Source organism: Eudoraea adriatica DSM 19308 (assembly GCF_000382125.1).
GTDB lineage: Bacteria > Bacteroidota > Bacteroidia > Flavobacteriales > Flavobacteriaceae > Eudoraea > Eudoraea adriatica.
In genome coordinates, this window is record NZ_KB907546.1 from 317,422 (window position 1) to 330,009 (window position 12,588).

Below are 12,588 nucleotides of genomic sequence, written 5' to 3' on the forward strand. Positions count from 1 at the left end.
TTTTTTATTATTCGAGTTTAGAAATTAATGGTGTATCCGAAGCTATAATTATTCATAACGCCATTTACGCCTGCCGGTGTGTTTATGCCAACATCCACAAGTTGAACATTAGTATCTCTTTCAGACCTGCTATAAGTAAAGTCTAACCTGCTTCCACCAAAATTATAACCTATACCAGCAGAAAATCCATTCAAATCTCCTATTGTAATTCTATTTACATAAGGACTTTGTTCATAGCGATAGCCACCACGCAGACTTAATTGTTTAATACGGTACTCACCACCAACTCTGAAAGTAGATACACTTCTCAGTTCTCTGCTGATCTCTGAATTTACTGTAGAAAAACTTGAATCTGATGTAGGTCTTAGTTCAGCATTTGACATATCCTGATAACCATAATCGAAACTCAAAAGTCCATTGGGGCCAAAAACTATAGCCATACTTCCATTAAACTTGCCGGGAGACTTGACTTTATATCTTGGAAAAAGATTGACAATATTGAAATCTATAAAAGTTATATCCGGATTTTTGACAGGCGAATCAGAATTTATTCTTTGCGCAAGATCATCTGTTAGTTCATACCATGTTGGGGATTGATAACTTCCGCCCAATCTGACGTATTTATTTAACCGTGCTATTAGCCCTAAGCCGAATGAAAATGCCTGACCTCTTGAAATCAGAAGGTTGTCAAAATTAATAAATTGTATTTCTGATGCCGAATCATAACCCCGTTCACTCAATTGGGTGTATTTCTCATAATAAATACTATGAAAATTTAAGGAAGCACCCATATATAGAAAATCCTTGTATTGCGTTCCCATATTCATGGTAAACTTGCTGTTATACCCCCTTGTAGAATGCAAAAATTCCTGATTCACGGTATTATAGTCAGCATTGGAAACATAATCGGTATTGTTATCATCATTAATATCTACCGGGTCAATTACCCCGGCCTGAAATCCTAAAAATGCCTGCTGAGGCCCAAAACCCAGACTACTTCCTATATCCAGATAGGCTTCTTCAATTAATTCCCCGTCCTGCACAAATAAAGGGCCCAGGGGCTGACCTTGTGCATAGGCAAGAAAGTAGTTGTCGATACCTTCATTGCTGTTTCCTCTGGCGAAAAATTCATTGCTAAAATTATTTACCAGATCATAGTTAAAAGCTAAAGAGTACTTTTTCCAATCAGCATTTTTATCGTAATTCTTAAAAACCATTACTCCCCCTGCCTGATTAATTTTAAAGGAATTAAACCGGGTTCCTGATGTACTTCCAAAATAAGTTGCTGTGTTATCCCGGTTGTAGTTAGTACCGGTCATGGTAAACTGACTATTATTGAAAACGGCTGAACCTGCAGGATTGTTATTCAAGGCCGAAAGATCTCCACCGAGAGCGCCAAATGCCCCGCTTAAACCCTGGTATCGAGTTGTGCCATGAGTGTTTTCAATACTGAATCTGAGTACATCCTCAATGTTTTGAGCACTTACAGTAGCACATATCAATAACAGGATGAAAAATGTAGTTCTTTTCATTTTAAAAGATTTTAATACTAATGATTATTGGAATTATTGTCTGCCGCCCCTGCTTCCACCGGACCTTGAAGATCCTCCGGAACTTCTCATGCCGCCGCCAGAGCTTCGCATACCACCACCTGAACTCCTCATACTTCCTCCGGAACTTCTCATGCCACCACCAGAACTTCTATAACCCGAACTACTACCTGAACTTCTTGATCCCGAACTTCTATAGCCCGAACTTCTTCCGGAGCTACTTCCTGAACTTCTGTAACCTGAACTTCTTGATCCCGAACTTCTTCCGGAACTATAACCCGATGTTCTTGGCATAGAGGATGAAGACCTGGAATATCCCGAACTCCGCTGTGTGGTGCCTCCATAAGCCCTGCTTGCTGTGCTTGATCTGTTTGTTGTAGCGCCCCTGCTATATGTGCTGTTTCCGGGAGAATATCTCCTGTATGTATTGCTGCTGCGCGTACTGCGTGAATACCCCGGAACTGATCTTGTACTTTTACTAGTTCTGTATGCTCTGTTTCTCGCAATTGCATCAGCGCTAACGGATCTTCTGGCTGTCGTTCCAGACCTGTATGCACCAGAACTTCGCCCTGCCGAAGCAGTTCTTGCTGTTCCCGATCTTGAAGCATTAGACCTGGAACTCGTAGCTGATCTCCCACTTCGCGCTGTTGCGCTAGATCTTCCTCTGCCCGAGGTAAGATTAGACCTTCCCCTAAGTGAATTTGAAGTTAACGGATTTGTATAATTATTGCCATAATAACCTCTTCTACTGCTGTTATATGCATATCTTCCATAGCCATAGTAAGGATAGCCCCAGCCATAACCCGGATAACCCCAGCCCCAGCCCGGATAGCCCCAGCCATAACCCGGATAGCCCCAATAGCCACCCCAGCCCCAGCCATAACCTGGATAGCCCCAGCCCCAGCCATAACCCGGATAGCCCCAGCCCCAGCCCGGATAGCCCCAATAGCCACCCCAGCCCCAGCCAAGGCCTATACCAATACCAACGCCACCCCAACCCCAACCATTGTTGTAGTTGTTGATGGTTACATTAGATTGATTGTCACCCCATCCGGCATATCCGGCATAGTCATTGTAGCCTTCATAGTAATTTGCTTCGGGTGCTATAGCAAGACTATCGTTCACCACATCTCCTCCATAATAATCATCTACATCCGTGAAGACTTCACCTTGCATGAATTCATCTATTTGTTCTGCTTTCTGACCAAAATAATCATCATAAATACCATCACTTTCCTGCTGTTTTGGCTTTTGTTTTTTCTTTGTATAAACCGTTTGGGTTCCTTCAGCGTAGATACCATCATTATCATAATAGGAAGCTTCCTGATAGGAACCACAGGAAACCACCAACAGGCCTGCAACTAAGAGTTTTGCAGATATTATTAATCTGGGTAGGGGTAGAGATTGTATCATCGCCTTAAATTTATATTGTTGAACATTTTAAAAATAGTTAGTTTTACCGAACTAATTTGATAATAGGGACACAAGATTTGTGCCAAAGTATATTTAATGGGAAAAAAGTTAACTAAAAGAAGCGAGGATTATTCCAAATGGTATAATGAGCTCGTCATCAAGGCTGATTTGGCAGAAAACTCCGGAGTTAGGGGCTGTATGGTAATAAAGCCCTATGGTTTCGCAATCTGGGAAAAAATACAGGCAGGCCTGGATAAGATGTTCAAGGACACGGGGCACCAGAATGCTTATTTCCCCTTGTTTATTCCAAAATCATACCTCAGTAAAGAAGCCAGCCATGTTGAAGGATTTGCCAAGGAATGCGCCGTCGTCACGCATTACAGGCTTAAAAATGCGGAAGATGGTAGTGGTATTGTTGTGGATGAAGATGCTAAACTGGAAGAAGAGCTTATTGTAAGGCCAACCTCTGAGACCATTATCTGGGATACCTATAGAAAGTGGATTCAGTCGTACAGAGACCTGCCCCTATTGATTAATCAATGGGCGAATGTGGTTCGATGGGAAATGAGGACACGATTGTTCCTTCGCACAACTGAATTCCTCTGGCAGGAAGGCCATACAGCACATGAGACCGAGAAGGAGGCAATAGAAGAATCGGAATTGATTCTGAATGTTTATGCAGATTTTGCTGAAAATCATATGGCTGTCCCTGTGATAAAGGGTACAAAAACAGAAAGCGAGCGCTTTGCCGGAGCAGTAGAAACCTATTGCATAGAGGCATTGATGCAGGATGGTAAAGCCTTACAGGCAGGGACATCACATTTCTTAGGTCAGAATTTTGCACGGGCTTTTGATGTAAAATATGCAAGCAGGGAAGGAAAGCAGGAATATGTATGGGCTACATCATGGGGAGTATCTACGCGCCTTGTGGGAGCCCTTATTATGAGCCATAGTGATGATAATGGCTTGGTATTACCTCCCAAACTGGCGCCTATTCAGGTGGTTATAGTGCCAATTTACAAAGGTTTAGAACAATTGGATACAATCTCCGAAAGAGTTAACCCTTTGGTAAAGGAATTGCAAAACAAGGGGATTTCCGTTAAGTATGATAAAAGGGATACCCATAAACCCGGATTTAAATTTAATGAATACGAATTAAAAGGAGTGCCGGTAAGAATTGCCATCGGGCAGCGCGATATGGAGAATGGAACGTATGAATTGGCGCGTAGGGATACCCTGGAAAAACAAATTGTTGAAGCCAATGAGGTAGTTTCAAAAATTGAGTTTATGCTCGAAGACATACAACGAAATATATTTGAGAAAGCAATAAATTACAGGGAAGAGCATATTACGGAAGTTGATGATTATGAAGAATTCAAAAAGGTTTTGGATACGAAAGGCGGATTTATTTCAGCACATTGGGATGGTACTTTGGCCACAGAAGATAAGATTAAAGAAGAAACAAAGGCAACAATTAGATGTATTCCATTAGATTCCCCCAAGGAGGCAGGTAGCTGCATGCTTACAGGAAAACCATCTATACAAAGGGTACTCTTTGCCAAGGCATATTAAGTGTATTTAAAAAAAAATATAATGGAGTTGGTATAGTAAAAAATAATTGTATTTTTGCATCCGCATTTATGCGATCTAATGGCCCGTTCGTCTAGGGGTTAGGACGCCAGGTTTTCATCCTGGTAACAGGGGTTCGATTCCCCTACGGGCTACAAAGAATACTGAAATATTGAAATGTGGTTAATGAGAACAGTTTAAAACACAACTCATTGGTTGCAGAAGAATTTAAAAAATTAATGGCCCGTTCGTCTAGGGGTTAGGACGCCAGGTTTTCATCCTGGTAACAGGGGTTCGATTCCCCTACGGGCTACAAAAAAACATAAGGCCCGAATAAATAAAATATAAAAAAATGGCAAATCACAAGTCGGCATTAAAGAGAATCAGAAGAAATGAAGTTGTGCGATTACGTAACAGATATCAGCATAAAACAACAAGAAATGCAATTAAAAAATTAAGGAGTGAAACCGACCAAAAGAAGGCACAAACCCTATTGCCTACTGTTGTGAGCATGATAGACAAACTTGCAAAGCGCAATATAATACACGCTAATAAAGCAGCTAATTTAAAAGGTAAGCTTACCAGGCACATAGCCACACTTTAAGCTTTTACAAAATATTTTACCAAAGCTCTGACATAACTGTCAGGGCTTTTTTTATGGTTGGAATAATGCTGATAATATGGAAATTGGCCGGCGAAGGATACTGTCTTATTTTTCTTGTAATAAGGCGGATAAAAAAATCCCAATGATCAGGAACCATTGGGATTAATAAATTTAAGAGAATCTTCCTACTGACTCATGGTCATCAAAAACTCTTCGTTATTTTTAGTTTGTTTTATACGCTGTTCCATAAATTCCATGGCCTCAATCGGATTCATGTCAGCCAGATACTTACGCAAGATCCACATACGCTGAATTGTATTTTCATCCAATAAAAGATCATCTCTTCTTGTAGAGGAAGTTACAAGGTCAATCGCAGGGTATATTCTTCTGTTACTGATTCGTCTGTCTAATTGTAATTCCATATTACCGGTACCTTTGAATTCCTCAAATATAACTTCATCCATTTTAGACCCGGTTTCTGTAAGGGCAGTAGCAATAATAGATAAAGATCCGCCATTCTCAATATTACGCGCTGCTCCAAAAAATCGTTTGGGTTTGTGAAGGGCATTCGCATCTACCCCACCACTAAGAACTTTACCGGAAGCAGGTTGAACAGTATTGTAGGCTCTTGCAAGGCGTGTGATAGAATCTAATAGTATTACCACATCATGCCCGCATTCTACCAGTCTTTTAGCCTTTTCCAGTACAATATTGGCCACCCTGACATGTTCAGTAGCTTCCTTGTCAAATGTAGAAGCAACAACTTCACCGCTCACATTTCGCTGCATATCAGTAACTTCCTCAGGACGTTCATCTATAAGAAGGATAATTTGATAGACCTCAGGGTGATTGGCCGCGATGGCATTTGCAATATCCTTTAAAAGCATTGTTTTCCCTGTTTTTGGCTGGGAAACGATCATTCCTCTCTGCCCTTTACCTATAGGTGAAAACAGGTCAATGATTCTTGTAGATATTGTGCTTTGGCGTTCTGCCAATTTAAATTTTTCCTGAGGGAATAAGGGTGTCAGGTGTTCAAAAGAAACCCTGTCCCGCACTACCTGGGGGTCCAATCCGTTAATTTTATTCACCTTTATTAAGGGAAAATATTTTTCACCTTCCTTCGGCGGACGTACATTCCCTAAAACTGTATCTCCTGTCTTGAGCCCAAAAAGCCTTATTTGCGATTGAGAAACATAAATATCATCGGGAGAAGAGAGGTAGTTGTAATCCGAAGATCTAAGAAATCCATACCCGTCCTGCATAATGTCAAGGACGCCTTCACTTTCAATAATACTGTCAAACTCGTATTCCGGCTGCTTGTATTTATTTTTCAGGTCCTTATCAAAATTACTGGTCTTACTATCCTGCCCGTTCTTATGATGCTGAACCTTTTTAGTATGTTGGCCTTTGCTATGCTGAGGCTTACTTTTTTGCTGTTCTTTATTGCCCTGACTTAAAGGGCTTTTTTGATGTGAACCTTCTTTTTGGGATTCATGTTTAGCTTCCTTTTCCACGGAAGTGTGGGTTTTTGGAGGAGCTTTTTTAAAACTTTCCTTGGGAACGTTTGGTCTGTGTTGTTTAACAGGCGGTTTTTCTGTGGCTACCACCGTTGTTGCCTGTACTGCTTTGGGATTACTGGCCTGAAGGTCAAGGATTTGATAAACCAAATCCAGTTTTTTTAAGGTCTTGTATTTAGGGACACTTAGGTCTTTAGCAATATCCTGAAGCTCAGGCAGCTTTTTTGCTTTTAAATCTGAAATCTCAAACATTGAGTATAAAATAAATTATCGTATATGAAAATTGAAGTATATAGTTTATTGTTGGGTATTACATGGGATTGAGACCCCAATAGGTAAGTGTTATAACTAATAACGACACAATATTACAAATTATTTTAAACAAATCATCTGTTATTGCTCAAATAATTTATCTCTGCCCATTTTTATAGGCGTATAGGATTGGGGTAAATAGACTGTATTTAAGACGCTTAAGAATAGATGCTGCCAACACCTTAATTGACAGAAAGCTATTTTTATTTTAAATAGTATGGAAATGTTTTAAAAGACATGTATTTTTGCACTTCTATTTTTTAATGAATTTATGATCCAACGCATTCAAACCGTTTATTTAATTTTGGTAGCTCTGCTTGCCGGTGCTTTACCATTTTATTTAAGCCTTTGGATAGGGACGGAAGGAACCACGGTTTTTGCAAAGGATATTAGTTGGATTGCAGTTGTATTTGGGGCTTCTTCCGCCTTGGCATTGGTCACTGTTTTTTTATTTAAAAACCGGAAAAATCAATTTGTTTTTAACAGGTTAAATATAATATTGAATCTTTTTTTACTGGGATTTTTCGTTTACCGATCACTAAACTTATCCGGAGAGACCTCGGTTTCTGAGAAGGGTATTGGGATGCTGATTCCTGTATTTTCTATCGTTTTTCTGGTCCTGGCCAACAGGGCCATTAAGAAGGATGAAGATCTTGTAAAATCTGTAGATCGCTTACGTTAAACCTAACATCTTAGTAGTATTAGTGCGTAACCCTGAAGTAAGATTATCTATGCTTCAGGGTTTTACGTTTTATAGGGTGTTTTTTGGCGCTTCCTCCTTCGCCCTAACTGCATTCGGGCTACGGAGAACCGGGCATTCGGTAGTCGCTTTGCACCTAATGGGCAAGAGCTCCTGCAATACCTCATTCCCTAGCGCTTTCCTAATTCTATAACCTCCAGGTTCTTTATTTCTTCCCCGTCTATATCAAACCTGATCATAGTTCTGATTTGATGAAAACCGTTCTTTCCGCAAGATCCGGGATTCATGTGCAGCAGATTTAGTTTTTTGTCCCACATTACCTTTAGAATATGAGAATGGCCGGAGATAAATAATTTAGGAGGATTCTGTTTGATTTGCTCCCTGATTCTCCTGTCGTACCTATTGGGATAACCACCTATATGCGTCATCCAAACTTCTACATCCTCACATTTAAACCGGTTGTCTAATGGAAACTCTTTTTGTATCCGATGATCATCAATATTGCCATAAACGGCACGAACAGGTTTTAAGGCCCCAAGGGCATCGGTAACATCAAAGGAACCGATATCCCCTGCATGCCATACTTCATCGGCTTGTCTGGCATATTTAAGGATAGTGTCATCTATATAACCATGGGTATCCGAAAGAAGTAAGATGCGGGTCATATGTTAAGCAATTAATTAAAACGGAAGTCGGATGTCCAATAACTCCGTTGCACGCTTGTACAGAATTTTTTCAGGTTTGGGCAAATCAGAAGGTCCTTAATTCTAAAAGCTATCTTCGCTATCTTTACCGCTCACAAAAATAGAATAATAGCTTGAGATATTTTGTCGCTTTTTCTTACTTCGGGCAGGCCTATCACGGATGGCAGCGACAGCCAAACGCGTTATCTGTTCAACAATTAATGGAAGAAGCAATTAACACATTGCTAAAATCTGACATTAGCCTTGTTGCTGCCGGCAGAACAGACGCCGGAGTGCATGCAAAAAATATGTATGCGCATTTTGATTTTTCGGAAAACTTAGATTTAACAGACCTCACTTATCGGTTGAATGCCTTTCTTCCAGGGGATATCGCTATTCAAAAGATTCATGTGGTTCCTGCGGATGCCCATGCCCGTTTTGATGCCCTGGAACGAACCTACGAATATTGGATCGTACAGGAAAAGAATCCCTTTTATAAGGACAGGGCACATTACATAAAACACCCTTTGGATATTTCTTCCATGAATAAAGCAGCAGCCATTTTATTGGAGTATGAGGACTTCGAATGTTTTTCCAAATCAAATACGGATGTTAAGACGTATTTGTGTAATATTAAATCTGCGGTCTGGGAAATACAAGAAGATAAGCTGGTTTTTACAATTACGGCAGACCGCTTCCTGAGAAATATGGTGCGCGCCATTGTGGGAACTCTGCTCGATGTAGGAATCGGAAAAATGACTCCGGAAGATGTTAAGACTATTATAAAAAGCAGGGATCGGCGGACTGCCGGTGCTTCCGTCCCGGCAAAAGGATTATATTTGACAAAAGTTTTATACCCTTCAACCATTCTGGAATTTAATGGATAAAGACACCGGAAAAGCATTTGATTTTAGACTATTCAAAAGAGTATTGGCCTATACCAAACCCTATAGGCTAACATTTTATGGCGTGGCCCTGGCTGCCATTTTAATTTCCGGATTTGCGGTTTTAACTCCGCTTATAGTAGGCGAAATTATTGACGGTGCTGTGAAGCAGGCTGATTCTGAAGAGCTGTTATTTCTTATCCTAATGATGGCTGGCGTACTTTTCGGACAAGTAATCAGCCAGCTTTGTTTTAACTATTATGCCAATTGGCTCGGAGAATCTGTTATCCGGGATATCCGGATTTACCTTTTCAAAAAGATGATTGGTTTTAAAATGAAATATTTCGATAATTCATCTATTGGTTTGCTTGTAACCCGTGCCGTGGCAGATTTACAGCGCATAGGAGAGATTTTTAGTCAGGGTTTTTTTGTTATAGTATCCGACCTGCTAAAAATGATAGTAGTTGGTGTGGTTATGCTGGTAATCAATTGGAAACTGGCATTAATTGTGTTTGCCGTTTTGCCTGTAATTCTTTATGCTACACGTTTGTTTCAGCGTGCAATGAAGAAGGCCTTCATAGATGTTAGGGCCCAGGTTTCCAACCTCAATTCATTTGTTCAGGAACGTATTACAGGAATGAAGATTGTACAGCTTTTTAATAGAGAAAAAATTGAAAGTGAGAAGTTTCGGGAGATTAACAGGAATCATATGAATGCCTGGCTTAAAACGGTTTGGTACAATTCTTTTTTCTTCCCAATCGCAGACATAGTTTCCTCTATTACGGTAGGACTAATTGTTTGGTACGGCGGTCTTCAAAATGTTACCAATATTGAATTAGATGAATACGGTGTAATTTTTGCCTTTATCCTTTTATCCAGCATGTTATTTCAACCTCTCAGACAGATTGCAGATAAATTCAATACGTTGCAAATGGGCATGGTAGCGGCAAACAGGGTTTTTAAAATTCTGGATACGGATAGCAATATCGAGGATTTAGGGACTGTTGAGAAAGATCATGTGCTCGGAAATATTAGATTTTCAAATGTTCATTTCGGTTACCTTGAAGATGAGGAAATATTGCATGGTATCTCCTTCGATGTAAAAGTTGGTCAGACTGTCGCTATAGTTGGCGCTACCGGAGCTGGCAAATCAACCATTATAAATCTCTTAAATCGTTTTTACGAAATCAATTCCGGGGAAATCCTGGTAGATGATGTAAATATTACGAATTATAAGTTGGCTTCCCTGCGGCGGAATATAGCGGTCGTATTGCAGGATGTCTTCCTTTTTGCAGATACCATAGCCAACAATATTTCCCTCAGGGACGAATCTGTTTCATTAGAAAGTATTGAGGAAGCCGCAAAGCAAATAGGTGTGCATGAGTTTATCAGCAGCCTGCCTGGTGGATATCAGTACAATGTAAAAGAAAGGGGAACCATGCTTTCCAGCGGTCAGCGGCAATTAATCGCCTTCTTGCGCGCTTACGTAAGCAATCCGAGTATTTTGGTCCTGGATGAAGCCACGTCCTCAGTAGACACTTATTCTGAACAGTTGATCCAAAAAGCTACGGAAAAGATCACTTCGGGCAGAACGTCCATTATTATAGCACACCGGCTGGCTACTGTTAAAAAGGCAGATAAGATCCTGGTTATGGATGCCGGTAGAATTCTTGAGAGCGGCACGCACAGGGAATTACTTAAAAGGGGAGGGTATTACAACAAGCTTTACGAAGCTCAGTTTTTGGCAGAAGAGGTTGCCTAACACCTTCTTTAGGGTTGTTTTTTCACAGTTTTAAGATCTTCCATGGTTATTGTACCAGTTGCGAAAAGTATAGCATAGAAAGCTATAATTATCCCCAGATAGCCAATAAATGCCAATATCAGAAAAAGACACATTCTTAAAATAAATTTTCCTGCCGAAAATTTATTTATCCTTTGCATTACATATATTGAGTAGGCTACCATCAGCGGGAGCATAATGGTAGATAGCTCCATATATTCATCAGGCGCAAAAAGTATCATAATAAGGCTTACAGGGAAAGAAACAATGCTCCAATGGGCTAAAGTATAGAGGAAAACAATTAGGTATTCAGAGAATACGTATCCTTTCTTATTAAAAGTTAGCCAACCGGCAATCCCAAAAATTGGGATAAACAAAACAAATACTAAAGACGAAAAGTCCATAATGACAGGCATTATCTTTTGATATAGTTCTGGATTTACTCCTTGATTGAAGACATCAAGGTCCATCTTTACGTCAAAAACCTTTTGAATCAAATAAATTGTAAGACCCGAGAGAGTTAGCGCAATTCCAAAATAACTTATCGGATTCAGGTGCTTTTTTCGAATGCCTGAGATATAACCATCAATAACCTCTGCCGGTTTTGTGAATAAATGAATAAAAGTCCTGAAAAAGGTATTATCAAGATCAAAAAACCCCTCAATAACTTCGTGCCAGAGGTTTTTAAATGTAAGTCTGTAACTTATTACTTTGGCACCACAGTCAGGACAGAAATTAAAATCTGTTGGTAATGGGTTTTTGCAATTTTTACACTCCATAGCTAGAGTAAGTCCGATTTAATCTTATTAGCCAGATCGGATAAATCTTTGTACGAAACAAATTCCCCATTGTTTATATAAGAGATCAATCCGGTTTCCTCACTAAGAACCAGTGCTACAGCATCTGTTCGTTCTGTAATTCCAATAGCAGCCCTGTGCCTTAACCCAAAACGCAAAGGAATATTACGCTCAGTAGATAATGGCAATATGACTCTCGTGGCTGTAATTTGATTATTTTCAATGATTGCTGCTCCATCATGCAATGGGCTATTTTTATAAAAGATACTTTCAATGATAGGCTGGTTTACTTCCACATTCATAGCATCCCCGGTAGATTTTACAAAATCCAGGGAATTGCTTCGCTTTATCACCAAAATAGCACCTGTCCGGCTTCTGCTCATCTTATCGCAGGCCTTGAGAACGGCATCAATATCCAGTTTTGAAGCAACACCTTCTTGTTTTAAAAATTTAAATCGTTTAACAAAATTCCGGTTTCTGGCAAAATTAGTTGAACCAATCATTAGCAGGAATTTTCGAATTTCCTGTTGAAAAACAACAATTAACGCAATCAAACCCACAGACATGAATCCACCAACCACGCTGCTTATCATCTTCATATCCAGCAACTGGGTTAGTTTCCAAAAACCCCAAACTATGACAATTCCAATAAAAATATTAATAGCAACCGTTCCCCGCACCAGTTTGTAGACGTAATAAAGAAGGATAGCCACAAGGAGGATGTCTATAATGTCGGTGATTTTAAAATCCAGAAAGTTAAAAAATTCCAATCCTTGTCG

11 protein-coding genes and 2 tRNA genes are annotated in these 12,588 nt (G+C 39.9%); 7 read left to right on the forward strand and 6 right to left on the reverse strand.

Features of this window, described 5'->3' with window-relative positions; all coding sequences use genetic code 11:
- Nucleotides 1-17: 17 nt before the first annotated feature.
- Nucleotides 18-1,532, reverse strand: a complete 1,515-nt coding sequence (locus G504_RS0101585; RefSeq protein WP_019668375.1) for an OmpP1/FadL family transporter — start codon at nucleotides 1,530-1,532, stop codon at nucleotides 18-20.
- 33 nt (nucleotides 1,533-1,565) lie between these two features.
- Nucleotides 1,566-2,963, reverse strand: coding sequence for a hypothetical protein (locus G504_RS18160; RefSeq protein ID WP_019668376.1), 1,398 nt, complete (start codon nucleotides 2,961-2,963; stop codon nucleotides 1,566-1,568).
- 96 nt (nucleotides 2,964-3,059) lie between these two features.
- On the opposite strand from G504_RS18160, the gene proS reads away from it, so the two are divergent.
- The 4 genes from proS (at nucleotide 3,060) to rpsT (ending at nucleotide 5,136) form a co-directional block, all read left to right on the forward strand.
- Complete coding sequence (gene proS, locus G504_RS0101595) at nucleotides 3,060-4,535, forward strand: proline--tRNA ligase (RefSeq protein WP_019668377.1); 1,476 nt, start codon at nucleotides 3,060-3,062, stop codon at nucleotides 4,533-4,535.
- Nucleotides 4,536-4,615: 80 nt separating this feature from the next.
- Nucleotides 4,616-4,687: transfer RNA gene (locus tag G504_RS0101600), tRNA-Glu, on the forward strand.
- Nucleotides 4,688-4,773: 86 nt separating this feature from the next.
- Nucleotides 4,774-4,845 (forward strand) — tRNA-Glu (locus tag G504_RS0101605).
- Nucleotides 4,846-4,884: 39 nt separating this feature from the next.
- A complete protein-coding gene (gene rpsT, locus G504_RS0101610) occupies nucleotides 4,885-5,136 on the forward strand; it encodes a 30S ribosomal protein S20 (protein ID WP_019668378.1) in 252 nt (83 codons plus the stop codon).
- Nucleotides 5,137-5,321: 185 nt separating this feature from the next.
- On the opposite strand, the gene rho is transcribed toward rpsT, so the two are convergent.
- Entirely contained in the window at nucleotides 5,322-6,905 is a 1,584-nt protein-coding gene (gene rho / locus G504_RS0101620; RefSeq protein ID WP_019668380.1) for a transcription termination factor Rho, read from the reverse strand.
- 331 nt (nucleotides 6,906-7,236) lie between these two features.
- On the opposite strand from rho, the gene G504_RS0101625 reads away from it, so the two are divergent.
- Nucleotides 7,237-7,647 (forward strand): DUF4293 domain-containing protein, encoded by a 411-nt coding sequence (locus G504_RS0101625; protein WP_019668381.1) that lies wholly within the window; start codon nucleotides 7,237-7,239, stop codon nucleotides 7,645-7,647.
- Nucleotides 7,648-7,835: 188 nt separating this feature from the next.
- Here G504_RS0101625 and G504_RS0101630 read toward each other — a convergent pair whose 3' ends face one another.
- Nucleotides 7,836-8,330 (reverse strand): metallophosphoesterase family protein, encoded by a 495-nt coding sequence (locus G504_RS0101630; RefSeq protein WP_019668382.1) that lies wholly within the window; start codon nucleotides 8,328-8,330, stop codon nucleotides 7,836-7,838.
- A 152-nt stretch (nucleotides 8,331-8,482) separates the two neighbouring features.
- Between G504_RS0101630 and truA the strand changes: the two genes are divergently transcribed.
- Together truA and G504_RS0101640 are read left to right on the forward strand one after the other, a co-directional pair.
- Entirely contained in the window at nucleotides 8,483-9,235 is a 753-nt protein-coding gene (truA, locus tag G504_RS0101635) for a tRNA pseudouridine(38-40) synthase TruA (RefSeq protein WP_019668383.1), read from the forward strand.
- The gene (locus tag G504_RS0101640; protein ID WP_019668384.1) at nucleotides 9,228-10,994 is read left to right on the forward strand and encodes an ABC transporter ATP-binding protein; all 1,767 of its coding nucleotides are present in this window, start codon (nucleotides 9,228-9,230) and stop codon (nucleotides 10,992-10,994) included. The genes truA and G504_RS0101640 overlap by 8 nt, the downstream gene beginning before the upstream one ends.
- Before the next feature lie 8 nt (nucleotides 10,995-11,002).
- On the opposite strand, the gene G504_RS0101645 is transcribed toward G504_RS0101640, so the two are convergent.
- Together G504_RS0101645 and cdaA are read right to left on the reverse strand one after the other, a co-directional pair.
- Nucleotides 11,003-11,791, reverse strand: a complete 789-nt coding sequence (locus tag G504_RS0101645; RefSeq protein ID WP_019668385.1) for a DUF3667 domain-containing protein — start codon at nucleotides 11,789-11,791, stop codon at nucleotides 11,003-11,005.
- Nucleotides 11,792-11,793: 2 nt separating this feature from the next.
- Nucleotides 11,794-12,579, reverse strand: coding sequence for a diadenylate cyclase CdaA (gene cdaA, locus G504_RS0101650; protein ID WP_019668386.1), 786 nt, complete (start codon nucleotides 12,577-12,579; stop codon nucleotides 11,794-11,796).
- Nucleotides 12,580-12,588: the final 9 nt, after the last annotated feature.

Excerpts from the sequence above, each read along its gene's own strand:
- G504_RS0101585 (WP_019668375.1), bottom strand. The coding sequence starts at position 1,532 with ATGAAAAGAACTACATTTTTCATCCTGTTATTGATATGTGCTACTGTA.
- G504_RS18160 (WP_019668376.1), bottom strand. The coding sequence starts at position 2,963 with ATGATACAATCTCTACCCCTACCCAGATTAATAATATCTGCAAAACTC.
- proS (WP_019668377.1), top strand. The coding sequence starts at position 3,060 with ATGGGAAAAAAGTTAACTAAAAGAAGCGAGGATTATTCCAAATGGTAT.
- rpsT (WP_019668378.1), top strand. The coding sequence starts at position 4,885 with ATGGCAAATCACAAGTCGGCATTAAAGAGAATCAGAAGAAATGAAGTT.
- rho (WP_019668380.1), bottom strand. The coding sequence starts at position 6,905 with ATGTTTGAGATTTCAGATTTAAAAGCAAAAAAGCTGCCTGAGCTTCAG.
- G504_RS0101625 (WP_019668381.1), top strand. The coding sequence starts at position 7,237 with ATGATCCAACGCATTCAAACCGTTTATTTAATTTTGGTAGCTCTGCTT.
- G504_RS0101630 (WP_019668382.1), bottom strand. The coding sequence starts at position 8,330 with ATGACCCGCATCTTACTTCTTTCGGATACCCATGGTTATATAGATGAC.
- G504_RS0101640 (WP_019668384.1), top strand. The coding sequence starts at position 9,228 with ATGGATAAAGACACCGGAAAAGCATTTGATTTTAGACTATTCAAAAGA.
- G504_RS0101645 (WP_019668385.1), bottom strand. The coding sequence starts at position 11,791 with ATGGAGTGTAAAAATTGCAAAAACCCATTACCAACAGATTTTAATTTC.